At 60.6% G+C, this 25,508-nt stretch carries 21 protein-coding genes and 1 pseudogene; 14 read left to right on the top strand and 8 right to left on the bottom strand.

Features of this window, described 5'->3' with window-relative positions; genetic code table 11:
* On the bottom strand, positions 1-1,410 hold the full coding sequence (locus BFP92_RS14870; RefSeq protein ID WP_065930079.1) for a circularly permuted type 2 ATP-grasp protein: 1,410 nt from the start codon (positions 1,408-1,410) through the stop codon (positions 1-3).
* A gap of 374 nt (positions 1,411-1,784) precedes the next feature.
* Here BFP92_RS14870 and BFP92_RS14865 point away from each other — a divergent pair, with 374 nt between their 5' ends.
* The 3 genes from BFP92_RS14865 to BFP92_RS31725 all read left to right on the top strand — a co-directional run bounded on the left by BFP92_RS14865 (position 1,785) and on the right by BFP92_RS31725 (position 2,766).
* Entirely contained in the window at positions 1,785-2,330 is a 546-nt protein-coding gene (locus tag BFP92_RS14865) for a hypothetical protein (protein ID WP_058420258.1), read from the top strand.
* Between the two features lie 71 nt (positions 2,331-2,401).
* The gene (locus BFP92_RS14860) at positions 2,402-2,614 is read left to right on the top strand and encodes a hypothetical protein (RefSeq protein WP_065930078.1); all 213 of its coding nucleotides are present in this window, start codon (positions 2,402-2,404) and stop codon (positions 2,612-2,614) included.
* Between the two features lie 11 nt (positions 2,615-2,625).
* The gene (locus BFP92_RS31725; RefSeq protein WP_163005441.1) at positions 2,626-2,766 is read left to right on the top strand and encodes a hypothetical protein; all 141 of its coding nucleotides are present in this window, start codon (positions 2,626-2,628) and stop codon (positions 2,764-2,766) included.
* Here BFP92_RS31725 and BFP92_RS14855 read toward each other — a convergent pair.
* The 3 genes from BFP92_RS14855 to BFP92_RS31720 all read right to left on the bottom strand — a co-directional run bounded on the left by BFP92_RS14855 (position 2,757) and on the right by BFP92_RS31720 (position 9,459).
* Positions 2,757-4,109: a cation:proton antiporter gene (locus tag BFP92_RS14855; RefSeq protein ID WP_065930077.1), complete on the bottom strand. Its 1,353-nt coding sequence runs from the start codon at positions 4,107-4,109 to the stop codon at positions 2,757-2,759. The genes BFP92_RS31725 and BFP92_RS14855 overlap by 10 nt on opposite strands.
* A 71-nt stretch (positions 4,110-4,180) precedes the next feature.
* Entirely contained in the window at positions 4,181-9,085 is a 4,905-nt protein-coding gene (locus tag BFP92_RS14850) for a glycosyltransferase family 32 protein (protein WP_239694268.1), read from the bottom strand.
* Positions 9,086-9,243: 158 nt separating this feature from the next.
* Positions 9,244-9,459, bottom strand: a complete 216-nt coding sequence (locus BFP92_RS31720) for a hypothetical protein (protein WP_163005437.1) — start codon at positions 9,457-9,459, stop codon at positions 9,244-9,246.
* 33 nt (positions 9,460-9,492) lie between these two features.
* Here BFP92_RS31720 and BFP92_RS14845 point away from each other — a divergent pair, with 33 nt between their 5' ends.
* From BFP92_RS14845 to BFP92_RS32060, 6 genes are all read left to right on the top strand, one after another.
* Entirely contained in the window at positions 9,493-10,248 is a 756-nt protein-coding gene (locus BFP92_RS14845) for a CDP-diacylglycerol diphosphatase (protein WP_065930075.1), read from the top strand.
* 286 nt (positions 10,249-10,534) lie between these two features.
* Entirely contained in the window at positions 10,535-12,529 is a 1,995-nt protein-coding gene (locus BFP92_RS32290) for an aminotransferase class I/II-fold pyridoxal phosphate-dependent enzyme (protein ID WP_065930074.1), read from the top strand.
* A gap of 24 nt (positions 12,530-12,553) precedes the next feature.
* Positions 12,554-13,408 (top strand): transporter substrate-binding domain-containing protein, encoded by an 855-nt coding sequence (locus tag BFP92_RS14835; protein WP_065930073.1) that lies wholly within the window; start codon positions 12,554-12,556, stop codon positions 13,406-13,408.
* Entirely contained in the window at positions 13,408-14,112 is a 705-nt protein-coding gene (locus BFP92_RS14830) for an ABC transporter permease (protein ID WP_056859985.1), read from the top strand. The genes BFP92_RS14835 and BFP92_RS14830 overlap by 1 nt, the downstream gene beginning before the upstream one ends.
* A gap of 7 nt (positions 14,113-14,119) precedes the next feature.
* A complete protein-coding gene (locus BFP92_RS14825) occupies positions 14,120-14,818 on the top strand; it encodes an ABC transporter permease (RefSeq protein ID WP_065930072.1) in 699 nt (232 codons plus the stop codon).
* Positions 14,815-15,813 (top strand): DMT family transporter, encoded by a 999-nt coding sequence (locus BFP92_RS32060; RefSeq protein ID WP_065930071.1) that lies wholly within the window; start codon positions 14,815-14,817, stop codon positions 15,811-15,813. The genes BFP92_RS14825 and BFP92_RS32060 overlap by 4 nt, the downstream gene beginning before the upstream one ends.
* Here BFP92_RS32060 and BFP92_RS30440 read toward each other — a convergent pair.
* A pseudogene (locus BFP92_RS30440) lies at positions 15,769-16,197 on the bottom strand (TetR family transcriptional regulator C-terminal domain-containing protein); the annotation flags it as partial. The gene BFP92_RS32060 and the pseudogene BFP92_RS30440 sit on opposite strands and share 45 nt — an antisense overlap.
* A gap of 201 nt (positions 16,198-16,398) precedes the next feature.
* Between BFP92_RS30440 and BFP92_RS14810 the strand changes: the two are divergent.
* The gene (locus BFP92_RS14810) at positions 16,399-17,397 is read left to right on the top strand and encodes a M14 family metallopeptidase (protein ID WP_065930070.1); all 999 of its coding nucleotides are present in this window, start codon (positions 16,399-16,401) and stop codon (positions 17,395-17,397) included.
* Positions 17,398-17,585: 188 nt separating this feature from the next.
* Here BFP92_RS14810 and BFP92_RS14805 read toward each other — a convergent pair whose 3' ends face one another.
* Genes BFP92_RS14805 through BFP92_RS14795 form a run of 3 tightly spaced genes read right to left on the bottom strand, consistent with a single transcriptional unit; the run spans position 17,586 to position 20,557 of the window.
* Complete coding sequence (locus BFP92_RS14805) at positions 17,586-18,836, bottom strand: EAL domain-containing response regulator (RefSeq protein ID WP_065930069.1); 1,251 nt, start codon at positions 18,834-18,836, stop codon at positions 17,586-17,588.
* 9 nt (positions 18,837-18,845) lie between these two features.
* Positions 18,846-19,229 carry a response regulator gene (locus BFP92_RS14800; protein WP_065930068.1) on the bottom strand — a complete coding sequence of 128 codons (384 nt, stop codon included), beginning with the start codon at positions 19,227-19,229 and terminating at the stop codon, positions 18,846-18,848.
* A complete protein-coding gene (locus tag BFP92_RS14795; RefSeq protein WP_065930067.1) occupies positions 19,226-20,557 on the bottom strand; it encodes a sensor histidine kinase in 1,332 nt (443 codons plus the stop codon). Before BFP92_RS14795 ends, BFP92_RS14800 begins: the two co-directional genes overlap by 4 nt.
* Positions 20,558-21,013: 456 nt before the next feature.
* Here BFP92_RS14795 and BFP92_RS14785 point away from each other — a divergent pair, with 456 nt between their 5' ends.
* Genes BFP92_RS14785 through BFP92_RS14770 form a run of 4 tightly spaced genes read left to right on the top strand, consistent with a single transcriptional unit; the run spans position 21,014 to position 25,502 of the window.
* Positions 21,014-22,546, top strand: coding sequence for a sugar ABC transporter ATP-binding protein (locus BFP92_RS14785; RefSeq protein ID WP_065930065.1), 1,533 nt, complete (start codon positions 21,014-21,016; stop codon positions 22,544-22,546).
* Entirely contained in the window at positions 22,539-23,516 is a 978-nt protein-coding gene (locus BFP92_RS14780) for an ABC transporter permease subunit (protein WP_017135608.1), read from the top strand. The genes BFP92_RS14785 and BFP92_RS14780 overlap by 8 nt, the downstream gene beginning before the upstream one ends.
* 33 nt (positions 23,517-23,549) lie before the next feature.
* A complete protein-coding gene (locus tag BFP92_RS14775; RefSeq protein ID WP_065930064.1) occupies positions 23,550-24,482 on the top strand; it encodes an ABC transporter substrate-binding protein in 933 nt (310 codons plus the stop codon).
* Between the two features lie 18 nt (positions 24,483-24,500).
* Positions 24,501-25,502: a LacI family DNA-binding transcriptional regulator gene (locus BFP92_RS14770; protein ID WP_058420329.1), complete on the top strand. Its 1,002-nt coding sequence runs from the start codon at positions 24,501-24,503 to the stop codon at positions 25,500-25,502.
* Positions 25,503-25,508 lie beyond the last annotated feature (6 nt).

Here is a 25,508-nt window from a genome sequence, read left to right as displayed (position 1 = left end):
TCAGCCCTCCACCACCCAGGTGTCCTTGGTTCCGCCGCCTTGCGACGAGTTGACGATCAACGAGCCTTCCTTCAACGCCACACGGGTCAACCCGCCGGGCACCAGGCGGGTTTCCTTGCCCGAGAGCACGAACGGGCGCAGGTCGATGTGCCGGGGTGCGATGCCGTTTTCGACGAAGGTGGGGCAGGTGGACAGGCTCAGGGTCGGCTGGGCGATGTAGGCGTGAGGGCGTGCCTTGATGCGTTGGCGGAAGTCCTCGATCTCGGCGGCGCTCGACGCCGGGCCGACCAGCATGCCGTAGCCGCCGGAGCCCTGGGTTTCCTTGACCACCAGTTCGGGCAGATGGGCCAGCACGTGGGACAGTTCATCCGGCTTGCGGCACTGGAAGGTTGGCACGTTTTGCAAAACCGGTTCTTCGTCCAGGTAGAAGCGGATCATTTCCGGCACATAGGGGTAGATCGACTTGTCGTCGGCCACGCCGGTGCCGATCGCATTGGCCAGCACCACATTGCCGGCGCAGTAAGCGGCGACCAGGCCGGGCACGCCGAGCATGGAATCCGGGTTGAAGGCCTTGGGGTCGAGGAAGGCGTCGTCGATACGCCGGTAGATCACGTCCACCGGTTTGGGCCCGTCGGTGGTGCGCATGAACACTTTCAGGTCGTGCACGAACAGGTCGGCGCCTTCGACCAGCTCCACGCCCATTTCCCGCGCCAGGAACGCATGTTCGAAAAACGCGCTGTTAAAGCGCCCCGGCGTCAGTACGACCACGTTGGGGTTATCGAGCCGGCTGGCGCTTTTAAGGGTTTTGAGCAGCAGGTTGGGGTAGTGGTCCACCGGCGCGATGCGCTGCTTGGCGAACACTTCCGGGAACAGGCGCATCATCATCTTGCGGTCTTCGAGCATATAGCTCACGCCGCTGGGGGTGCGCAGGTTGTCTTCGAGCACGTAGTAGGTGCCGTCGCCGTCGCGTACCAGGTCCACGCCGGAAATATGCGAGTAGATATCGCGGTGCAGGTCCAGCCCGACCATGGCCTTCTGATAACCCTCGTTGCCCAGCACCTGGTCTGCCGGGATGATCCCGGCCTTGATGATGCGCTGGTCGTGATAGATATCGGCGAGGAACATGTTCAGCGCATTCACGCGCTGGATGCAGCCGCGTTCGATCACGGCCCATTCACTGGCGGGGATACTGCGCGGGATGATGTCGAAGGGGATCAGGCGCTCGGTGTCTTGTTCGTCGCCGTAGAGGGTGAAGGTGATCCCGGCGCGGTGGAACAGCAAATCGGCCTCGCGACGCCGTTGGGCCAACAGTTCCGGCGGCGTATTGGCCAGCCAGCGGGAGAAATCCTGATAGTGCGCACGGCAGGCGCCGTTTGCGTCATTCATTTCATCAAAGAAAGATCGAGCCATTCCAGTACCTTGTCAGTGCCCAGGGTTGCCTTGGGTGGCACTGCCGCTTAAAAAAACGCATATTTTTATGAGCCTGTGGCTGACGGTGCCAACGGGCCTGGTCCTTACTTTCTTATGGGGTCGGCTCTGGGTCGGGGGGTAACGAATGCTCCTGTATCCGGGCAGATGAATGCATTAAGCAATGCCTGTGCCGGAACGGTGTCAAGGGAGTGATTACCTTGTGGCGAGCAAGCTCACTCGCTACAAAAGCGCTCGCCGCACTAGCCCGCTCACTACAAGGGTGCAGTGCATGCGCTCAATTGGTGCAGGAACAAACTTGAACTTCACCCAGGCCCGATTCTTCTAACAAGTTTCGTCACCTTGTGGAGCACGTCGTGCCCAGAATCATCTCTGCCAATACCCCGGCCGCTGCCGTGGACGATCACAGCGAACACAATGCCAAGATCTTCGGTTCGCCCAAGGACCGCCTCGACTTCTACCGCCGTGAAATCCAGTACGAAACCAGCATCCTGGCCAACCGCACCGACGCTTACCTCACGGCCCAGTCGTTCCTGGTGATCGCGTTTGTCTCCGGCATGGGCAACCTGAACCCGGAGTGGGGCAAGTTTTTTACTTTGATCGTGCCGGCGTTTCTGGCCGCCCTCGGCATTCTCAGCTCACTGAACGCCTGGCCGGGTATTCGTGCCGCCTACGAAATCATCGACCACTGGCACTACAAGCAGAGCGAGTTGCTGCGCAGCGAGCCGGTGATGGGCCTGGCCTATGACGATTCACCGCTGTTCTGCGAGACCGAGTCGTCCCATAAGGGCTATCGCAAGTCGCTGCTGTTCTCCATGCGTGCGCCGTGGCTGTTCATGGTGTTCTGGGTGCTGCTGGGCGCCTATGCGTTTTATATCCAGGTGGATAACCCGGTGTCTTAAGCAATTTGAACTTCGTGGCGCTGGCTGGAACCTTAACTTTACGCACTGTGCGTTTTACACAGAGGTGATTTATGAACACCAGCAACGACCCCCAAACCAGCAACCGTAACGACCCGGCCATCGATGGCGGCGAGCCGGCGCCCGGCACCGCTGCCCATGCGCCCAAAGACCCGAAGCCTGCCAGCGACCCCAAAGCGCGGGAAAACGACTACAGTCCAGACTTCAAGCCTGAGCGTGCGCCCAAGCCTGAAACCGATGCTGATATCGACACCCAAGGCGGTTAGAGGAGACAGTCATGTCCCAGGAACTCGATGATGAAGAAGAACTCAATGACCCGGGCAACGAAGACCCGGGCTCATTGATGGATGATGCAGAAGTACCGCTCAACGATCTGGATGATGCCGCGGATGTAGGCAACACCGAACATCAGGACTGAGGGTTCGCCTTGGCGCGTCGTTCATACCAGGCAAGCATCGGTTGGGTGCTCAGGCCATGAACGACGATGCTCAAGGCGACCACTGAAATCGTCAGGTTTACCGCCAACGCGCTGCTGGTGCCGACCAGCCCGTGGTTGAGCGCGTAGAACAGGTAGTAAATGCTGCCGATACCGCGAATGCCGAACCAGCCCATCAAGCCGCGCTGCCGCGTGCTGATCAGGCGGCCCCAGGGTATGACCAGTACGCTGAATGGCCGGATCACGCAAAACAGCAGCGCAGCCACCGGCAGCGCGCGCCAATCCCAGTGGCTGGCCAGCACAATGCCCAGCACGGTCACCAGGAATACTTCCATCGAGCGCTCCACCAAACTGCCGAACGAGAGCATGTCGCCCATCATCACGCCGGCAGCAATTTGCGTATCTTGCAGTTCGCTGACATCGCCTTGCAGGGCCCGCTCAGGTTCCACTTCCAGATGGCCCACCACCGGCAACGCCAAATGCTCCGAGGGCGTCTGCGAGTGCCCCGTGGAGCGGAACTCCGCCTGGCGCAAACCCAGCCCGGCGGCGAACACCGACAAAAAGCCGTAACCGCCCACGGCCTCGGCGGCCACATAGGCCAGGGCAATCAGCGCCAGGGTCAGGTAGTCGTTGGGGGACAAGGTGCTGTCGGCATGGGTGATACGCAACCACAGGGTCACACGGCCGATACCACGCCCCATCCAATAACCGATCAACAATCCGGCGGGGACCGCCCACACCAGGTTTTTCAGGACCCAGCCACCGAACCAGTCGCCATCAAATCCGCCGTGTTGCATAAACAGCAGGGCAAAGATCACAAACGGAAAGGCGGTCCCGTCATTCAAACCGGCCTCACCGGACAAGCCGAACCGCAGCGCGTCATAGTCCTGGGCATTATTGACCTGGACCAGCCCGGCCAGTACCGGGTCGGTCGGTGCCAGAATCGCGCCGACCAGCAGCGACACGCCCCAGGACAACGCAAACACATAATGCAGCGCCAGGCTTACACCAAGGATGGTCAGCAGCATCACCGGCCCGGCCATGCCAAACGCTACGCGCCAGGTACGATGCTTGAGCGGCAGGCGCAGTTTCAAGCCGCTGACAAATAGAGAGAACAGCACCGCGACTTCGGTCAGGTGCTCCATCCAGCGCGCCGAGCCTTTGATATCCAAGCCCAGGAGGTCGACGCCCAGCGGGCCAATGGCAACGCCCAGCAGCAGGCACACCGCCGAGGTGGTCACCGGCATCCAGCGCAGGTAGGAGGAGGTGAGGGCGAGGGTGAGCAGTACGGCGCCGAGTACGGCCATCCATAAAATAAACGTCATCGAGCATGTACCGGGCCGTGGTCTATCTCGGTTGGAGGACCACGGCTCGGTGCAGGTTCAATCAGATTCGATCAGGTATTGATCCAGGAATGGTCGGCCCCCACTTTCACATTGAATTTGTAGCGAAGCGGGAAGTAATGCTCCTTGGTCTGCTTGATCTGTACGGGCGCTATGATTGGCACCACCATGCCCTGATGCGCATAGGCCTCACTCATCCTTTGTTGAATGTTGACGACCGGTCCCTGCGACACGAGTTTGCCATCGACCAACGTTGCTTCTTTAGTGAGGCCATCCAAACCCAAGTCGTACATGTCGGGCCTTTTCGTTTTAAGCGTGTCGTTAAACATATTCGGCCCTACGGTATCGAATATTTTTGCCTCGTATTCCTTGAACTCCGGGGTGAATTGGACGCTGCCATCGGCGCCGCGGGTGACCGTCGGTCGATTGTTCGTAAAGTAGGATTTGTTAGCCGAAAACCGTTTATTCATCTCCCTGATCATCTCGTCAAGCACCGGGTTGCCGGGGCGCGTAGCAAAGTTACTGGTGTTATAGAACGTTTTATAATCGGCCACTTGATGTGTCACGGGCAAACCGAGCAGCACATCGTCGGCACCTGCGGCTATATCGACGGCATCGACGTTGCTTTGGATGAGATCATCGGTGTCCAGATAAAAACCACCGTGCTTATTCATGATCGGGTAGCGGGCTACATCCGAAGCGGCGGCCAGATTCTTCCCTTGGCCTTGTCGGAAATAGCTGTACATTTCACCGTTCTTCAACTGTTTGAATGCGGCATCTTCATTAAGGTTCAGCACCGTCACGCCAGGCACTTTCTCCTTCAATTTGCTTTCGATTTGTTTAAAAACAGCAGGGCTGTCGGCGTCCACGTGCAGGACTGATTTATACCCGGGGGCTCGGGAAGCGTTTTTGGCCATGTTTTCCACCAAGTGGGCGGGGATTTCCTGGCCCGCCCAAAAGTAATTCAGTGTTTTGGGCACAGGAGCCAGTTGTGTGGGAATTCTGGGGATCGACGAAATATCAACAAAGTTATAGTGGTGGTCGGTGGCTTTTTTAGCCTTTCTGGATTCTTCAAGTGTTCCCCGTTGCCATTGGCCTTTGGCGCTTCGCCAGTAATAGTGCTTACCTTGTTCGTGGGTACTTCTCCATGCACCGGCTGTGCTGTCGAAGAGAACTTCCTGATCAACGTTTTTGTAATTGACCCTGAAAGGATTGCCTGAAGTTTCCACGCGTTTAATATCGTCCATCGGCACGACGAAGACCCCATCCCCCAATCTGAAAGGCGTCGGTGCTCCACTGGCGCCTCCCAGCAGGCGTTCGGAGCGGGAGATAGGGGCCCACCCTGAAGGGCCAAGATCCTTGACAGGTATGGCGGGGCTCGTGCCGTCCGGGTGGCGGATGACGCGCTGGCCGTCTTTGACCTGGGACTCAAAGAGCCTGCCATCAACCTTCACATATTCCCGTTTACTGCGCCCGACAAACACGTTGTTCTGCAAGCCCGTGGTCGATAACTCGTCCGCCGCGATGTAGCGGGCTTCATAGCCGTGCAGGTCGTCCAGCGAGCGTACATCTCCACTGGCAGCCACGCGGTTGGGTTGAAAGTCTTTCAAGGGGGGGCCAATCGCGCGCTGCTTCACCGCATCGTATTCATGCCAATTGCCCTGAAACATTACGGCTTGGCGCTCGACTGTCGCTTGCCCCACCCTGGTCGTCCCGGTGGCTGCCAGGCCGTGCTGCTGGCTTGCGGTCCGGATGGCGTCGTCGCTGGCGATTGCGCGCAAACTGTTCGCGTCGCCGGGCGTGGGCACGGCCGGGACAAAGTTCTCCAGCGGTGTGCCATAGGCCTGTTGCGTGCGCGGATCCACGGCGTACCACTTCCGGGTCGCCTCATCGAATTTAGCCAGGGCCTTACTGGGGTGAGCACTGTTGGTAGCCCTGAATGTTCCTTCAGCGATATCGGCCTTTTTTGCCAATTTCAACAGGTCGACATTGCGGTAAGAACCGCGCAGGTAATTGACGCCTTTGTGGGCGTTGCCCGCTACAAACTTCACCCCCCTTGCAGCCCCGCGCGCGAGGTCATCAACACCCCCCAACGGATTGAGCGAGCTTGCTGCCGCCCGTCCAACAATCTTAAACACCTTGGCAGCTTTCGACAGCGCGGAAGCACCGGCGAACGAAGCTCTCGCGGCCCTGGCGGCGGAGCCGACGCCGACCACGAAACCAAAGATATCGAACGCCAGGTCGACAACGCCGTCAGCCGTCCTGCCTTCGTTGAAGTTCTTAATGGCGGACCTGAACGGGATCAGGCCCAGTATGACCTCGCGAATAGTTTCGACAGTGCGGTGTTCAGTCTGAAAGGTCGTGGTTCCCCTGGAGTAGGCGCCCAACGCAGGCAACTCCATGTCCTCGACCATTGCATCGACCAGGTACTGGGTTCTGGCGCTGGCAAAGTTCTTCGGTACGCCTGTAGCGCCTTCGCGTTCTTGCGTTATCCCTGCGGGGTACTCACCCTCGGGTTTTATTCGGTCGTATCGTTTGCCTCGGGCAGAATACCAACCCTCGGAGGGTTGGCTTTCTTTATAAACCTTGCCCGGCCGCCGGGTGACAGTGCCCTTCAGTCGGTCGATGGCGTAGGTCATGACATTGATTTGGCCGTTGACAGTGCGTCGGGTCTCGACCAACAGCACCCCTTCTTCAGTACGCAGGGGATGACTGGGGCTATCGTAGTCAATTTCTCTGCGCACGGCGATTTCACCGAACTCCAGATTCTGCCGGTCTTCCAGAGGCAGTTTGGAAATCAGAAACTTGAGTTGCGCCGACGTGATCTTCTTCACGGAATCAGCGTACTCGCGAAAGTCCGCGTTGAATTGCTTGACGGGATCCGGCAGGGGTTTGAGTTTTGCCAGTGCATCGTTGATATCAATTTTGTCTGATGATGAGACCCACGCCCCGCGCTCACCTCTGTCGGAGTCCGGTGGTGGGGACCTGAGCGCTCTGCCATCGATGTACAGGTCCAACAGTGAGTAGGGGCCGGGGAATTGGTAGGTGTAGGGTTTGGACTCAATGCACTTTTGCTCAAACAGCGCGGGGTCCATGTCGGGGAAGGTTTTTTTCAGATGTTCGAGCGCAATGGCTTTGGTGGTCGGCGCCTCGGGGGTTGGCAGTGCGGCCGCTTCGCTCATTTCGCCGACATGCAGGTCGTAGGCCTTGCGCACCTCATCCAAGTCGGTATCACTCGTTGGATAGCCCAAACCATTGGCAACAGCCCATGCTTTGATCCCTTCGTTCTGGGCAGCATATTCAATCTGCCTTTCCTCGTGCGAGATCGGTGCAGTGTCGGCCGCCAGCATGATTTGCGCATAGTCCATTTTGGCTGTCGCGCCCGGCGCTTTTGCTTCCACGCGGGCAACCGCCGTGGTGAAGCTGACCCAGCTGTGTGAGCCCACCGTCACCTCTTTGGGGATACCCTCGACCAGAAACTGCGGCGCGCGACTGGCAAGCATGGCGTAGGCCTGTACTGATGCTGTTTGCGCGGAGTCGGCGCGGCCGCCGGCGAGCATATGCGACTCCAGCTCCTTGACCACCGTCGATGGCGATTTGTGGCTGTTGTTCGCCGACACCAGTGGGTAGCCATCAATACTTGTTGCACCGCCGCCATTGGGGTATTTCCCCACGCCCAAGGCTGCCAGCAGCCAGTCGTTGGCACTGCCTTTAACGGAGCGCGCTTCGAATGTGGCTTGAATGGCCTCGCCCAGTGCCGCGCCCCGGGGTGAACTGATCAAACTGTCGATCAGTTGTCTGGGATTGCGCTGTTCCTGCGCGGAGACCGCTCGGCCGTTGAGCAGATAGTCCAGGACATTCTTGAAGGGTTTTAAACTGAGGTCGCCGAATTTCCCCTCGCTGATATAACTTCTCAGTCGTGTCTGGTCGTCCGGCGCGAGCGGTTCGGGCCACGCCAGCGCGCCGCCCAGGTTGCCATGGGGGGCGGCCTTGAAATTCGGCGTGAGGAGGGCACTGGCCAGGTTCTCCAGTTGCTCGGAGTTGGTGGGGATATCCCAGCCATGATCCTGTAGAAACTGCTGCAGGCTGACTTCGTTTGAGGCGCCAATGCCGGGGGCCCGATAGGTGCTGACTGCCGACAGAGGCAGCGCCTGTTTCAACTCGGTCTGGAGTGCCTCGATCTCTTTACTGCCATCTTCCAGGGCCATCGCCAGGCGTTGCAGTGCAGCGCCTGCCCGGTGCCAGTTGTGAATGTCACCCAGCGCCGCTTTCTGATGCTGAAGTGTTTCTTCGCTGCGCGCCTGGATCTTGTCCGCAAAGCGGGTTGGGTCGAGGGGATTGAAGTTATACGTCCGGTGGCTGATTTCGTCCGCTCGCTTGAGCATGCCGGACTGCGTCAGGTTCTGTGGCTCCTGATAAAACCGACCGACCAGCCTCCAGGGCACGGGTGCGTCCGGGCTATTGACGGGAGGTGCAAAAGGAATTTCGCCCTCTATGACGCTTGCGGCCTCAAGGATAGGCCCGCTCAGAGCAGCCCACTGGCTGTCGTCCTGACCCAGCGTGTGCAACGTGCGTAGCGGGTCAAGAGAACGCTCAAGGTAAAAGGATATCTGACCTGATTTGGCATCGATTTTTATCGAGGCGGGGTCAATTCCGGAGGCCTTGATCCACTGCTGAACATCGGGCGATTGGAAGGCATCATGCAAGTGCCGCCACCATTGGCCAAAGGTGGAGTGGGGAGGAATGTGATCGAAGTCGTTAACCTGAGTACGACGGCCAGCCAGGTTCAGGGCGATCGCGTATTGCATTGCCAGTTCGCTGTCTCCATTGGCACGTGGGGTGGCCTGCTCTTCCTGCGCGGCAGATGTGTCACGCTTTTGCCTTGAGAGCGGGGGGAGCAGAGGCAACGTTGGAGCAGGCGCAGGGCGTGCGATGACCTGACTGGAAATACTGTTCATAGGGGGGCTGACCTTGTGCGCGTGGGAATAGAGCCTCGACGTTGAACTAACGAGGTATTTCCCTTACGTAACAGCCGCTTCAGTTTGATTCCCTGCTCGCGCCGATTCAGTCGTTACCCTATATTTCGCCCCCCTGGGCCAGCCTGCCCGACCTAGGTTCAATGTGTTTCCATTAACTGCGAACCGATGGTTTTCATGCGGATCATGTCCATCAATTGGCGCAGCCCCGGTTTAAAGGGGTGTTTGGCTGGCACCTGACGGCCGATGATCTGACACATATCGACCGTATTCTTGTCAGCGCAATAAAAGATCCAATCGGGTCGGAATTTTTCGCCCCCGCCAAACGTTAGCCTTAACGACAGGGATGTCGGCACAAAAACACCCTCCCTGCTCGTCGAGGTTTTTGCATGAAGCGCGGTACCGTATTCAAGATCGCTGGTGGTTTGCTCGCTGTGCTGGCATTGCTGGGGGCCTGGCAATGGCGGGGCAACCCCGACGCGTTGTGGCGTATCGTCAGCCGGCAATGTGTACCCGACCAGCAACAGCATCAAAACCCCGGCCCGTGCCTGGCGGTGGATCTGGACCGAGGCTACAGCCTGCTCAAAGACCGCAACGGCCCGTTCCAGGACCTGTTGATTCCCGTGGATAAAATCACCGGCATTGAAGACCCGGCCTTGGGTCGTCACCTGCTGCCGCATTACTTTACCCAGGCCTGGCGGCACCGTGCGGTGCTGTCGGCGGGCCTGGTAGCAGCAATCCCGGACGCTTTCGTCTCGGTGGCGATCAACTCCCGCTACGGGCGCTCGCAGAACCAGTTCCACCTGCACATCGCCTGCCTGCGCCCGTATACCTTCGCTTTCCTCAACCAACAGGGCGACAGCCTCGATGAACAGTGGCGCGTACTGCCCACGCGCCTGATGGGGCACACCTACAGTGCCCGCACGTTGTCGGCGGCGGACGCGGATGCGCGCGACCCCCTGGAGGTGTTGCGTGACTACGTCGATGCCCAGGGCGGCAGCATGAGCCAGTACAGCCTGCTGATGGCGCCCCGCGACGATGGCAGCTTTGTGTTGCTCAGCACCCACGTCACCTTGACTGAACTGAACCTGGGTTCAGCCGAGGAGTTGCAAGACCCTCGCTGTGACCTGATGACCCAACGGTAAGCCTCTATCAATCTGATCCTTACCCCCATCAATGTCGAATTCCGCAAGGGTGTAAGGGCCAGAGCGACAGCGGAGTCACACTCCCACAAAAAAGCAGCTTTTCAGCTTATGCAGAATTCAGGCTCCCATCCCCAGGAAATGTTATTCACGACCTGTTCACTCGATAAACGACACCCCCTCAAACATACCCATTGAACGACTGTTCAGTTTGCACTATGTTGACCCCATCCACCCGTTAGCACACCAACGGGTTTGCGCTTTTTCTTCTTGAACGAGAGGCTCTGGCATGCGGTTTTCCCCCTTCGTCGAACGAATTGCAGGGCAGGGCGTCGCCGCCTGGGACATCCACCACGCAGCGTTCCAGGCCGCAAGCCAGGGCGAAGACATCATCATCCTCAGCGTCGGCGACCCCGATTTCGCCACGCCGTCGTTCATCACCGACGCCGCTGTCAGCGCATTGCACAGCGGCGACACCCACTACACCGAAATCCCGGGCCGCAGCGCCCTGCGCGAGGCCGTCGCAGCGCGCTACAGCAAGACCCTGGCGCGCTCACTGAGCGCCGAAAACGTGATCATCGTGCCCGGCGCACAAAACGCGTTGTTCATCAGTTCCCTGTGCCTGCTGCAAGCCGGTGATGAAGTGCTGGTGCTCGACCCGATGTACGTCACCTACGAAGCCACACTCAACGCCAGCGGCGCCACGCTGGTGCGCGTACCGTGCTCGCCGGAGTCCGGGTTTCGCCTGGATGCACGCATGCTCGCCGCCGCCATTACCCCGCGCAGCCGCGCCATCTTTTTCTCCAACCCCAACAACCCCACCGGCGTGGTGCTCAACCCGCAGGAACTGCAAGCGATAGCCGACCTGGCCATTGCCCATGACCTGTGGGTCGTGGTGGATGAGGTCTACGAAAGCCTGGTGTTCGACGGCCAATACCACAGCCTCGCCGCGTTACCCGGCATGGCCGAGCGCTGCATCGTGATCGGCAGCCTGTCCAAATCCCACGCCATGACCGGCTGGCGAACCGGCTGGCTGATCGCCTCGCCGGACATGATCAGCCACGCCGAAACCCTGGTGCTGAGCATGCTCTACGGCTTGCCGGGGTTTGTGATGGAAGCCGCCACGGCGGCGGTGCTGGCCCATGATGAAGTGACGGTGGGCATGCGCGATATCTACCGGCGCCGCCGTGACCTGGTCGTGGCCGGCCTGAGTGCGTGCCCCGGCATCAAGGTGCAGGCGCCCCAAGCCGGGATGTTTGTGCTGGTGGACGTGCGCGGCACGGGCCTGGGCTCACTGGATTTTGCCTGGCGCCTGTTCCGCGAGGCGGGCGTGTCGGTGCTGGATGCCGCGGCGTTTGGCGAGCCGGCGCAAGGGTTTGTGCGGCTGTCGTTCACCTTGGGCGAAGCCCGCCTGGCTGAGGCCTGCCAGCGTATCGCCGGGTTTGTCGCCAAGCTTGCCGGTGAGCCGCGTGTGGCGCCGACGCCAAAAATCGAAGTGCTGGCGCCGGTCGAAGCGCGCAAGATGATTGAGGTGATCGACCTGCATAAGCGCTTCGGCAATATCGAAGTGCTCAAGGGCATCTCGCTTACGGCCAACGAAGGTGAGGTGATTTCGTTGATCGGTGCCAGCGGCTCGGGCAAAAGCACCTTGCTGCGCTGCATCAATATGCTTGAAGTGCCCGACCAGGGCAGCATTCATGTCGACGGTGAAAGCATCAAGCTCAATTACGGCATGCCCGGTGCGCCACTGGTGGCCGATGCCAAGCAACTGGTGCGCATCCGTTCGACCCTGGGCATGGTGTTCCAGAACTTCAACCTGTGGCCGCACCGCACCGTCCTCGAAAACCTTATCGAAGCGCCCACCCAGGTGCTGCGCGAAAGCCGTGCCGAAGCCATCGAACGCGCCGAAGCCTTGCTCGACCGCGTTGGCCTGGCCGCCAAACGCAACGAATTCCCGGCGTTCCTGTCCGGCGGCCAACAGCAGCGTGTGGCGATTGCCCGTGCGTTGGCCATGCGCCCCAAAGTCATGCTGTTCGATGAACCCACCTCAGCCCTGGACCCCGAACTGGTGGGCGAAGTGCTGCGGGTGATCCGCTCCCTGGCCGAAGAAGGCCGCACCATGATCCTGGTCACCCATGAAATGGCCTTCGCCCGGGATGTGTCGTCCAAAGTGGCGTTTCTGCACCAAGGCTTGATCGAAGAAACCGGCACGCCGGACGCGGTGTTCTTCGACCCACGCAGTGAGCGTTGCCGACAGTTCGTCAACGCGCATCAAACTCGCTAACTCCAGAAAAAGACGGGGCAAATCATGAAATGCAAACGCATGGCAACGTGGTTGGGCAGTGCAGTGTTGATGTTGACCGCAGGTTTTACCCAGGCGGCAGAAAAACCCATCGTGTTTGCGGTGGCGGCCGAACCCTATCCGCCGTTCACCGTAAAAGGTGGGAACGGCCAGTGGTCGGGCTTTGAAGTGGACCTGATCCACAAGCTGTGTGAAGGCATGAAAGCCGAGTGTCAGATCAAGGAAGTGGCGTGGGACGGCATCATCCCGTCGTTACTGGCGAAGAAAATCGACGTGATTTTCTCTTCGATGTCGGTCACCGATGAGCGTGAAAAACAGATCGCCTTCAGCCGCGCCTATTACGATTCACTGCTGGGCGTGGCAGGCCCCAAAGGCGCCACGGTGGACATCACCCCCGAAGGCCTCAAGGGCAAGCTGATCGGCGTGCAGATCTCCACAGTCAGCGCCAACTACCTGAAGAAGTACTACGAAAATATCGCTGACCTTAAGTACTACGACACCCAGGAATCGGCGAATGCCGACCTGATCGCCGGGCGTATCGACTACATGATGGCCGACGACACCGCCATCGCCATGATGGTCAAGACCCCGGAAGCCAGCGGCCTGGCGCATATCGCCAGCGTGCCCTACGACCCGATCATCGGGCGCGGCGTCGGCGCCGGTTTGCGCAAGGAAGACACCGCGCTCAAGGCCCGCCTGGACAAGGCCATCGGTGAGCTGCTGGTGAGCAAGGACTATGACGACTTGTCCCAGCACTACTTCGGCCTGTCGGTCAGCCCGTGCAAGCGCGGCGACACGCCGGCGTTTGTGAGCAAGACCTGTGACAGCCCCTACCAGCCAATCGCCCAGAAGACCGAATAATGCTCGATCTCCTCAGCTTTGGTGACCAAGGATGGGGCAACGCACTGCTCAAAGGGTTATGGATGACCCTGCAAATCTCCGTCGGCGCATTTGCCGTGGGCTTGCTGATCGGCCTGGTGGTGGCCTGCGCCAAGCTCAGTGCGCCGCGCCCGATTGCGCTGTTGATGCGCGGTTACACCACGGTGTTTCGCGCGGTGCCGGAACTGCTGCTGATCCTGCTGCTGTATTACGCAGGCTCCATGGGCCTAAACGCCTTGATGCTGTGGCTGGGGTTTGCCCAGGTCAACATCAGCGGGCCGTTGGTGGCGATCCTGGTATTGGGGCTGGTGCAGGGCGCCTATGCGTCGGAGATTTTCCGCGCGGCGATCCTGGCGATTCCCCACGGCCAGATAGAAGCGGCGCGAGCCTTTGGCTTGAGCGGCGTTGGCCTGTTTCGCCGGGTGACCTTGCCGATCATGGCGCCGTACGCGCTGGCGGGCATGTCCAACCTGTGGATCAACCTGATCAAGGACAGCGCCTTGATCAGCGTGGTCGGCACCAACGAGCTGCTGTACACCGCCAAGCAGGCGGCGGGTTCCACACGTCATTATTTGCTGTTCTACCTCACGGCCGCCGCCTTGTATTACCTGGTGACGCTGGCTTCCAACTACCTGTCCGGGCGCCTGGAGCGACGTATTCGTCGCTGGATGCCGGTTGTCGAGTGAGGCGCGCATGCCTGAGTGGATAAGTTACTATGCGGGGCTGATCGCCAAGGGCTTGCAGGCCACCTTGTCGTTGCTGTTGATCAGCGCGGTGCTGGGTTTTGCCCTGGCGGTGCTGGTGGCGCTGGCGCGGTTGTCACGCCGTAAGTGGCTGGCGCGCAGTGCGCTGGCCTACACCAGTGTGCTGCGCGGTACGCCGCTGCTGATCCAGATCTACATTTTCTACTACGGCCTGGGCAGCCTGTTCGCCCAGTTCCCGATGATTCGGGGCAGCTTTGTGTGGCCGTTCCTGCGTGACGGCTACTGGTACATTGTGTTTGCCCTGGTGCTGTCGGTGGGCGCCTATGTCGGTGAAGTGATTCGCGGAGGCCTGCTGGCGGTGCCCAAGGGCGAAATGGAAGCCGCTGCGGCGTTCGGCATGACCCCGCGTCAAGCGCTGCTGCGGGTGCGCTTGCCACGGGCGATGCGCCTGCTGTTGCCGACCCTGGCCGGTGAGACGGTGATGCTGCTCAAATCCACCGCGCTGGCGTCGACCATCGCCGTGGTCGACCTGCTGGGCGCGGCTAACGTGGTGCGTGCACAGACCTTGCAGATCTATCAACCCTTGCTGCTGGTGGCCAGTGTTTACCTGTGCCTGACCTTCCTGATCGAGGGCATTTACGCCATCGCCGAACGGCGCGGCACGCCGTTGCGCAGGTCGGCGGGATGAAACAGGACCGCGCGCTGCAGGGAATTGCCCTGTGCTCACTGGCCTACGCGTTCCTGGCGTTGCAGGACGCGGCGATCAAATGGCTGGTGGCCGATTACTCGGTGTTCAGCATTCTGTTCTGGCGCAGCCTGGTGGTGGTCGGCGCCTGCGTGATCGCCGGCCGCATGGGCCTGTTGCGCAGGGCATGGACCTCGGTGAGCCGCAAGCGGCTGATCATTCGCGGGCTGCTCTCGCTGCTGGCGTGGTTGCTGTATTACACCGCCGCCAAGGACTTGACCCTGGCGGAAATGACCACCTTGTATTTCTCCGCACCGATCATGGTCACGCTGCTGGCTGCGCTGATCCTCAAGGAGCGTGCCAGTCGTGGGCAATGGGTGGCGCTGATCATCGGCTTTGTCGGCGTGGTAATCGCTTGTCGCCCGAACAACATGGTCGATCCGCTGCCCATCATGCTGACGTTGGCCGCCGCCTTGTGTTGGGCGTTCACCTATATCCAGCTGCGCCAGGTCGACCCGGCTACCTCGGTGCTGGAGCAGATGCTGATCACCAACGTGGTATTCGTGATGTGCATGGCGGTGACCTTGCCCTGGACCCACACCCCGGCGCCGACCCCGGCCTGGCTGGGGATGCTGGCCGCAGGTCTGGTCGGCGGCATAGGTCAGTTCCTGTTGTTTGCGAGTTTCCGCCGGGCCACGGCGACCTTGCTGGCGCCGTTCGAATACACCGGGTTGATTTGGGCGTTTTTGCTCTCGAGCCTGATCTGGGGCACGTCGATGGATGTGTCGCTGATCATCGGCGCGGTGTTGATCGCGGTCAGCGGCACCCTGGCCATGCTCAGCGCCCGCCACCCGGAATCACAGGACGTGGTCGGCGCCGAATGCGCCGTGACGCAACCCCTGTACCCAGCAGCGACAAATGTGCAGCCCGTTGGCGGGGCTGAAAGTGCCGGGGTTCAGACACCCCTCGAGCCAAAGCCCGTCGAGCATCGCCGATAGGCCGATGGCGGCCAGGTGGCTGTCGTCGATCTTGAGGTTTTCGCTGCGGGCCAGGTCGTCCAGCAGTTGCTGGATCAGCGCCAGGTAGGCGCGGTAGCTGTTTTCGTGGGACTGGTTTACGTGGGGCGAGTGGCGGATCAGGCTCCAGAACACCACCCACACGCCGAGCAGGTCGGGGTCCATCACCCGTGGTGAAAACGACGCGCGCAGAAACGCGTCCAGACGCGCGGCGGCGCCTTCGGCCAGCTCGACTTGCGCCCATAACGCGCTGGTCAGCTCATTGGCGAGCTTGTGGTAGGTCTCGGCGATCAACGCGTCGATGCTGCCGAAATGGTGGTTGAGCAAGCCCACCGACACCCCGGCTTGGGCGGCGATGCGCCGCACCGAAATCCCGGCGTGGCCGTCGCGGGCCAGGCAGGTGAGGGTCGCGGCAACCAATAGGTCACGGCGTTCATCGGGGTCGGCGCGGCGCAGTTTGGGAGGCTCGACAGTCACGGGAATGCCTTTGATGTAAGACCGGAGTGCTCAGGTTAATTGAACGTGTGTTCAATCTCTAGCGATTAAATGATCAGAGGAGGGCAAGGCATGGCGAAAGACCTTTCGTGGCAGGTGCCAGGCGATGCCGGCAACACGCTGCACATCGGCGCCTGGCGCTTTGAAGGCGACGGCAGTGGCCCCAAGGTGCACCTGCAGGCTGGCGTACACGCCGATGAAATCGCCGGAATGCTGGTGCTGCATCATCTGCTGCCGCGCTTGCAGGCGTGCCAGGCCCAGGGCCGTCTGCGCGGCAGCGTGACCGTAGTGCCCCAGGCCAACCCGTTTGGCATTGGCCAGTTTCGCCAGGGCAAATTGCTCGGGCGTTTCCATGAAGCCACCGGGCAAAACTTTAACCGCGCCTTCGATCATTCCCTGTCCATGGAACGCCCGGCGAGCAACCTGGCGCAATGGCAAAAAAGTCTGGTGCAGTTGGCGGCCGATGCCGACCTGGTGCTGGACCTGCACACCGACGATGAGGCCCTGCCGTACCTCTACATTCATCGCGGTTTCTGGGCCGACCACGGTCTGGCACTGGCGGCCGCATTACAGGCCGAGGTGGTGATTGTGTGGGATGAAGGCGGTGACGGCTCTTTTGAAGAAACCATCATCAACCATGGCGCGCCGCGCTTGGTCGCGACTGTCGAATTGCGCGGGCAAGCCGATGTCAGCGACGCGCTCGCGCAACAAGATGCCGACGGGCTGTGGGCGTGGCTGTGCATCAATGGCGTAATTGATGAAGTCGCCACGATCAGCGAATGGCAGGGCGAGGTGGTGGACATGGGCTGCATGGAAACCGTCCTGGCGCCCTGCGCCGGCGTGCTGGTGTTTGAAAAAAATCTAGGTGACCCGGTTGAGGAGGGCGAGCGTTTCGCGCGCATCATCGGCCGCCCTGGCGACCCGTCTTCGGAAGTGATTTTACGCGCGGCACAAACCGGGCGGATGGTGACAGGCCACCGCGAACGCCTGGTGGCCCAGGGTTCGGTGGTGGCCAAATTTACCGGGACGCGGTTGTCGGACAGCTACAGCGGCGGGGTGCTGGACCCTTAGATTCCCAGATACACACACACCTTGTGGGAGCGGGCTTGCTCGCCAAAGCGGTGTATCAGTGAAGGATGTATTGGCTGACACTCCGCTTTCGTGAGCAAGCCCGCTCCCACATTTTCAATTGTGGTGTGGCTCACGAACCCAGGGACCTGAACAGCTCAGGCACGCCGTCGAGCCTCGCCACAACGGCATCACCAGCCTCGTCCCAGGCTGCGTTTTTCCAGGAGCAAACGCTCAAGCTCTTGCATCGGCAACGGCCGGCTGAACAAGTAGCCCTGGATCTGATCGCAGCCGGCCGCCTTCAGAAACGCCAACTGCGCCTGGGATTCGACGCCTTCGGCCACCACGCGCAATTCCAGGCTGTGGGCCAGTTCAATGATGGTGCGGGTAATGGCTGCGTCCTGCGGGTTGCTGGTGACTTCGCGGATAAACGCAATGTCGATTTTCAGCGTGTCGATCGGGAAGCGCCGCAGGTAGGCCAGGCTGGAATAGCCGGTGCCGAAATCGTCGATGGAGATTTTCACGCCCATCGCGCGCAGGCGTTGCAGGCTGGCGATGGTGTGCTGGGTGTTTTCCATCAGTGAGCTTTCGGTCAGTTCCACTTCCAGCCAATGGGCTTCAACGCCGGTATTTTTCAGGCTGCTGGCGATATCGGCAATCAGGTCGCCTTCAATCAATTGATGCCCGGAGACGTTCACCGAGACCTCCACCGCACCAATATCGCTGCGTTGCCACGCGGCGATCTGGCGGCACACGTTGTCGATGACCCAGCGGCCGACGGGCACGATCAGGCCCAGGGTTTCCAGCAACGGCACAAACACCGCCGGCGACACCGCACCATGGCCGGGGCGGTCCCAGCGCAGCAGGGCTTCAAGGGCACACACGGCACCACTGGCCAGCTCGACCTTGGGTTGGTAATGCAGGGTGAAATCGCTGCGCTCCACCGCCAGACACAGGTCGTTTTCCAGCGCCTCACGGGCCAGGTCATGCACGGTTTCGCGGGGTTGATTCTGCAGTTGCTGTTCGAGCATCAGGCTATGGGTTTTCAATTGATCGCCATGGGCCTTGAGCCGCAGCAGGTTGCGCACCCGCAGCCATAACTCGATATGCTCCACCGGCTTGCTTAGGAATTCTTCGGCGCCGGTTTCCAAGCCGCTGATCCGCGCCTCGGACTCGCTGAGCGCCGTGAGCATGATGATCGGGATATTCGCGGTGGCGGCATTGCCCTTGAGTTGGCTGGCGACTTCATAGCCATCCATGCCTGGCATCATGATGTCCAGCAGGATCAGGTCGGGCGGTTGCTGCGCCACCAATTGCAAGGCTTCTTCGCCGCTGCTGGCGGACAGGGTCTGGTAGCCCTCATGTTGCAGCAGGGTTTCCAGCAGCTTGCGAACCTGGGGTTCGTCATCAACGATCAACAGCGTTGCGGGTGAGCTGGCCATGGAGAGGACTCATGCAGAGGGTGTGGTGTGTGGGGGCAGCAGGGTGGCGATCACGCGGTACAGCTCTTTGTAGCTCAGGGGCTTGCTGACATACGCGTCGCAGCCGGCCTGGCGGGTTTTTTCGCAGTCTTCCTTCATGGCCATGGCGGTCAGGGCGATCACCGGGATGTGCGCGGTGTGGGGGTCTTGTTTGAGCAAGCGCGTTGCCGCCAGGCCGTCCATGCCGGGCAATTGGATATCCATCAGGATCAGCGCCGGTTGCTGTTCGCGGGCCAGGGTCAGGCCGGTTTCGGCGTCGGCGGCCCACAGCACGTTGTACCCGGCATTGACCAGTAACAGGCGCGCCAGGCGCATGTTCGCCTCGTTGTCTTCGACGATCAGGATGTCGGTCATTCGCTGGCCTCCCTGGCGCGATGCAATGGCAACCACACCACAAAGCGTGCGCCCAGGTCGGGTTGGCTGGCTACCGCCACGCTGCCGCCCTGCAATTCGGTCAACTGCTTGACCATGGCCAGGCCCAGGCCAGTGCCTTCGAATTTGCGCGCCAGGCTGCTGTCGATCTGGCTGAAGGCCTTGAACAGTTTGCCCATGTTGTCCACGGCAATGCCGATACCGGTATCGCTGACGCTCAATTCAAGGAACTGCTGCTGCACACTGGGTGACAGGGCGAAGCTGTGCACGGGCCAGTCGCCGGCAATCCGCCCGACTTGATCGCGGCTGACTTCACGCACGGTCAGGGTCACGCAGCTGCCGTGCGCGCTGAACTTCACCGCATTGGCCAGCAGGTTGTAGATGATCTGCTTGGTCTTGCGCACGTCCAGCGCCAGGGTGCCGAAGTCACCCTGGCTGTCCAGTTTCAGTTGGATGCGTTGCAGGGCGGCTTTTTCGCGCACGATCAACAAACTGTTGGCCAGCAAGCCTGCGAGTTCAACCGGCTCCAGTTCCAGGTCCATCATCCCGGCCTCGACTTTGGACAGGTCGAGAATGTCGTTGATCAGCGACAGCAAGTGCTGGCCACTGGTGAAAATATCGCCGATGTATTCGCGCTGGATATCACTCATGTCGCCCACCAGGCCGTCCTTGAGCGCCTCGGAAAAGCCGATTACCGCGTTCAGCGGGGTACGCAATTCATGGGACATGGTCGCGAGGAACTCGGACTTCATATGGTTGGCGTGTTCCAGCTCCAGGTTCTTTTCTTCCAGCGCGCGTTCAAAGCCCTGGCGCTCGAGCTCTTCCTGCTTGCGCGCAGTGTTGTCGGTGCCGATCAACAGGTAGCCGATGATCGTATCGTGGCGATTGCGCAAGGCGGTGACCGAGACCATGGCCGACAGGCGACTGCCGTCCTTGCGGATATAGGTCAGCTCGTAGATGTCTTCGATGCCCCGCGAGGCCTTGAATACCAGGGCTTCGAAGCCTGGGGTGATGGGCGTGTCGAGTTCCTGGCTGAGGGCGGCGGCGCGGGTGATCAACTCGGCGGGGTCGGAGATGTCGGCGGGAGTAATGCGGTTGACCACGTCACCGGCGGCATAGCCGAGCATGCGTTCAGCGCCGACGTTGAAGATCTGGATCACGCCTTTTTCGTCAGTGGCGATGCTGGAGAAATACGCGCTGTTAAAGATGGCGTCTTGCAGCGCGCCGGTCTTGAGCAGGGTTTTCTGGCGCTTGAATTCGACGATCTTTTCTGCGCGCGATTGCGGCGGGTCGGGTAAGGCTGAGTCCATCGCTTGGCTTCCGTGACATTCAGGTCCGACACCGGTGCGGCGGTGTCGCAGAGCATGCTCACAGAAGATCGCGTTGAAGCGATGAGGAGGAGATGAGGTCTTTGGACAATAGCAGAGATTATGGCGATTCAAAGGCTGAAAGCGTCCCTCCGGAAACTTTCTGCCTTCAAACGGATAGATCAACGCGCCGTGGCCAACGTCTGCACCCTTGGGATCCCCGATGTGAACAACAACGCTTGCATTGGCGGTCAGAGCGGGCAGGGCGGAAGGCTTATTCCGGGGGGCTTTAAAATTCATTGCATCTGGGCGCGCCTGGCATGCATTTCAGTGTTTTTCGCCTGATGAAACGTTTAATCAAACCAAAAAATGCTCACGCAAGCGCTTGCGTACGCAAATGCATCTGGCATAGAGTCGGCAACACTCGATTACAAAAATAATAAATCCAGGAGCTCATCCATGAGCCTTGAACCCTTGCTTGAGATGCAGGGCATCAGCAAAACCTTCAACGGTTTGCGCGTGCTCAAGAATGTCGGCCTGAAGGTTTACCCCGGTGAAATTCACGCCTTGATGGGTGAGAACGGCGCCGGCAAGTCAACCTTGATGAAAATCCTCTCCGGCGCTTACCAGGCCGACCCCGGCGGCGAAATCCGCATCGACGGCCAGCCCGTTGCCACCTTTGACCCTGCCACTGCGAAGACCCTCGGCATCGCCGTGATCTACCAGGAACTGAGCCTGTGCCCGAACCTCAGCGTGGCCGAGAACATCTACCTGGGCCGTGAACTGCGGCGTGGCTGGACCATCGACCGCAAGGGCATGCAAGAAGGCTGCGTCGAAGTGCTGCAACGCCTGGGCGCCGAGTTCAAACCCGCGACGCCCGTCAGCAGCCTGTCGATTGCCGAGCGCCAATTGGTCGAAATCGCCCGCGCCCTGCATGCCCATGCACGCATTCTGGTGATGGACGAACCGACCACGCCGCTGTCATCGCGTGAAACCGACCGCCTGTTTGCCTTGATCAAACAACTGCGCAGCCAGGGCCTGGCGATCATCTATATCAGCCACCGCATGGCCGAGATCTACGAGTTGTCGGACCGGGTCTCGGTGCTGCGCGACGGCCAGTACATCGGCGAACTGACCCGCGATGCGCTGTCGGCCGAAGTATTGGTAAAGATGATGGTCGGCCGCGACCTGTCAGGCTTCTACAAGAAGGAACATGCCGCGTACAACCCCGGCAACGTGGTGATGCGCGTGCGCGATATGGCTGACGGCAAACGCGTGCGCAATTGCAGTTTCGACCTGCACGCCGGTGAAGTGTTGGGCATTGCCGGGCTGGTCGGGGCTGGGCGCACCGAACTGGCGCGGCTGATTTTCGGTGCCGACCCGCGCACCTGCGGCACTCTGGAAGTGGTCGGCAAGACCGTCACCCAACTGCGAAATCCGGCGGATGCGATTCGCGCAGGCGTCGTGTACCTCACCGAAGACCGCAAGGCTCAAGGCCTGTTCCTGGACATGAGCGTGGCCGACAACATCAACGTGTGCGCCTGTGTGCCGGATGCACATGCCGGTGGCGTGCTCGACCGTGGGCACGCGGCGCAACGCGCTAACGATGCGATCAGGTCGCTGTCGATTCGCGTGGCGTCGGGCAAGGTCAATGTTGGCGCGCTGTCCGGTGGCAATCAGCAAAAGGTGCTGTTGGCGCGGCTGCTGGAGGTCAAGCCGCATGTGCTGATCCTCGACGAACCCACCCGTGGTGTCGACATCGGCTCAAAGTCCGAGATCTACCGCATCATCAATCAACTGGCGCTGGCCGGTGTGGGCATTGTGGTGATCTCCAGCGAGCTGCCGGAAATCATCGGCACCTGCGACCGTGTGCTGATCATGCGCGAAGGCCAGTTAGTGGCCGAAGTCGGCGGGGCTTCGGGCCACGTCATTTCCCAGGAACGAATTATCGACCTCGCCACTGGTGGCGATCAGGTGGCTGCCCATGGCTGATTCAATGATTGCAACAACCGGCAAGGCCGAACGCGTGCGTGAGCTGATGCGCACCGTCGGCATGCTGCCGGTGCTGGTCTTGCTGCTGGTGGGCTTTGCCCTGGCCAGCGAAAACTTCCTGACGGTGCAGAACCTGTCGATCATCACCCAGCAAGCCTCGGTGAATGTGGTGCTGGCTGCGGGCATGACCTTTGTGATCCTGACGGCGGGTATTGACCTGTCGGTGGGCGCGATTCTGGCGGCGTCTGCGGTGGTGGCCTTGCAGGCATCGATGTCGCCGCAGTTCGGCATGTTCGGGATTGCGGCGGGCATTGGTTTCGGTCTGTTGCTGGGCCTGGTCAACGGCGGGCTGATCGCCTTCATGCGGCTGCCGCCGTTTATCGTCACCCTGGGGGCGCTGACTGCCATGCGTGGTTTGGCGCGTTTGCTGGCCGATGACAAAACCGTGTTCAACCCCGACCTGCCGTTTGCGTTTATCGGCAATGACTCCGTGCTCGGCGTGCCGTGGCTGGTGATCATCGCCGTGGCCGTGGTGCTGCTGTCGTGGTTCATATTGCGCCGCACCGTGATGGGCGTGCAGATCTATTCGGTGGGCGGCAACCCGGAAGCGGCGCGGCTGTCGGGCATCAAGGTGTGGAAAGTGCTGCTGTTTGTGTATGCCATGTCCGGCGCACTGGCCGGGCTTGGCGCGGTGATGAGCGCCTCGCGCCTGTTCGCCGCCAACGGCCTGCAACTGGGGCAATCCTATGAGCTGGATGCGATTGCGGCGGTGATCCTGGGTGGCACCAGTTTTACCGGCGGCGTGGGCACCATCGGCGGCACGCTGATCGGCGCACTGATTATCGCGGTGCTCACCAACGGCCTGGTGCTGCTGGGGGTATCGGATATCTGGCAGTACATCATCAAGGGCATCGTGATCATCGGCGCAGTGGCGCTGGATCGCTATCGCCAGTCCGGCGCACGTACCTGATTCACCTCAACAACAATCACAAGAGAGACCGGTATGAACTTCAAACGTATCTTTCCCGTTATGGCCTTGGCTGCCCTGATGTCCCATGGCGTCGAAGCCCGCGAACTCAAAGCCCTGGGCATCAGCATGGGCTCGCTGGGCAACCCGTATTTCGTGACCCTGGCCGACGGCGCCGCCGCACGGGCCAAAGAGCTGAACCCCGCTGTGAAAGTTACATCGGTGTCGGCCGACTATGACTTGAGCAAGCAGTTTTCCCAGATCGACAACTTCATCTCATCCAAGGTTGACCTGATCCTGCTCAATGCCGTCGACCCATCGGCCATGGCCTCGGCGATCAAGAAAGCCAGGGATGCCGGCATTGTTGTGGTGGCGGTGGATGTGGACGCCAAAGGCGTGAATGCCACGGTGCAAACCGACAACGTCGAAGCCGGCAAGCTGGCCTGCCAGTTCCTGGTGGACAAGCTGGCGGGCAAGGGCAATGTGATTATCCAGAACGGCCCGCAAGTGACCGCCGTGACCGACCGCGTCAAAGGCTGCAAGGCGGCATTCGCCGGTGCACCGGATATCAAGGTGCTGTCCGATGACCAGGACGGCAAAGGCTCGCGGGAAGGGGGCTTGAATGTGATGCAGGGTTACCTCACGCGCTTCCCGAAAATCGATGGCCTGTTCGCGATCAATGACCCGCAAGCCATCGGCAGCGACCTGGCGGCCAAACAGCTCAAGCGCAGCGGCATTATCATCACCTCGGTGGACGGTGCGCCGGATATCGAAAACGCGCTGAAGGCCGACACCCAGATCCAGGCCTCTGCCAGCCAGGACCCTTGGGCAATGGCCCAGACTGCCGTCAACGTCGGCAATGACATTCTCAATGACAAAGCCCCGGCCGAAGCGGTTACCCTGCTCACGCCAAAACTGATCACCCGCGACAACGTTGCGACGTACAGCGGCTGGTCGAGTAAACATTGAGTTAAAGGGGAAAGCGTCGTGGTCACCATGGATGACGTGGCAAGCCGGGCCGGGGTGTCGACCTCGACCGTGTCCCACGTGTTGAACGGCACCCGCAAGGTCAGCCCGGCCACGGTGCAGGCGGTGCAGCGCGCGATTCAGGCATTGGGTTATATCCCCAACACCCTGGCGCGCTCGCTGGCGCGTTCGAGCACCAATACCATTGGCGTGGCGATCTCGGCGTTATCCAACCATTACTTCAGCGAAACCGTGCAAGCGATTGAAACCGAGTGCGTCCGCCACGGCTACATGATGCTGTTTGCCGACCCGCACGACGACCCGGAGCAGGAGTTGCGGGTGGTCACGGCGCTGCATCACCGGCGGGTCGACGGGATTTTATTGGCGCCGTCGACCGGCTCCAGCGCGTTGGAATATCTGCAGGCCAACGAGATGCCGACGGTGCTGGTGGACCGCATGATGAGCGCGCAGTTTGATCAGGTCGGGGTGGAGAACACCCAGTCCACCCAGGCGCTGGTCGCACACTTGATTGAGCATGGGCACCGACGCATCGGCTTTATTGCCGGACGCGAAGGGCTGAGCACTACCGATGAACGCGTGGCCGGTTACCGTGCGGCGTTGCAGGCCGCGGGGTTGCTGTTCGACCCACAGTTATTGGTCAACGGCGGTTCCAACAGCGAGCCTGCGCGGCAAGCCACCGTGCAGTTGTTGGCGTTACCGGTGCCACCCACGGCAATCATGGCCGGCAATAACCTGATGACGCTGGGTGCCATGCACGCCCTGCGTGATGCGCGCATTGAGGTGCCAGGCCAGATGGCCCTGGTGGGGTTTGACGATTTTGACTGGGCGGATTTCTTCGTGCCACGCCTCACCCTGATCGCCCAGCCGGTCAAGGAACTGGGCGCCCGCGCGGTGCATATGCTGCTGCAACGCATGGCCACGCCCGGCGCACCCACCCAAAGCGTGCGCCTGGCGCCGAGCCTGCAACGGCGTGACTCCTGTGGCTGTATTGAAGTGGAATAACTGACG

Origin of the sequence: Pseudomonas sp. 58 R 3 (genome assembly GCF_900006605.1) — a bacterium.
Lineage (GTDB): Bacteria > Pseudomonadota > Gammaproteobacteria > Pseudomonadales > Pseudomonadaceae > Aquipseudomonas > Aquipseudomonas salomonii.
The sequence above is the reverse complement of the archived record's forward strand: the minus strand, read 5'-3'. Positions and strand labels throughout refer to the sequence as shown.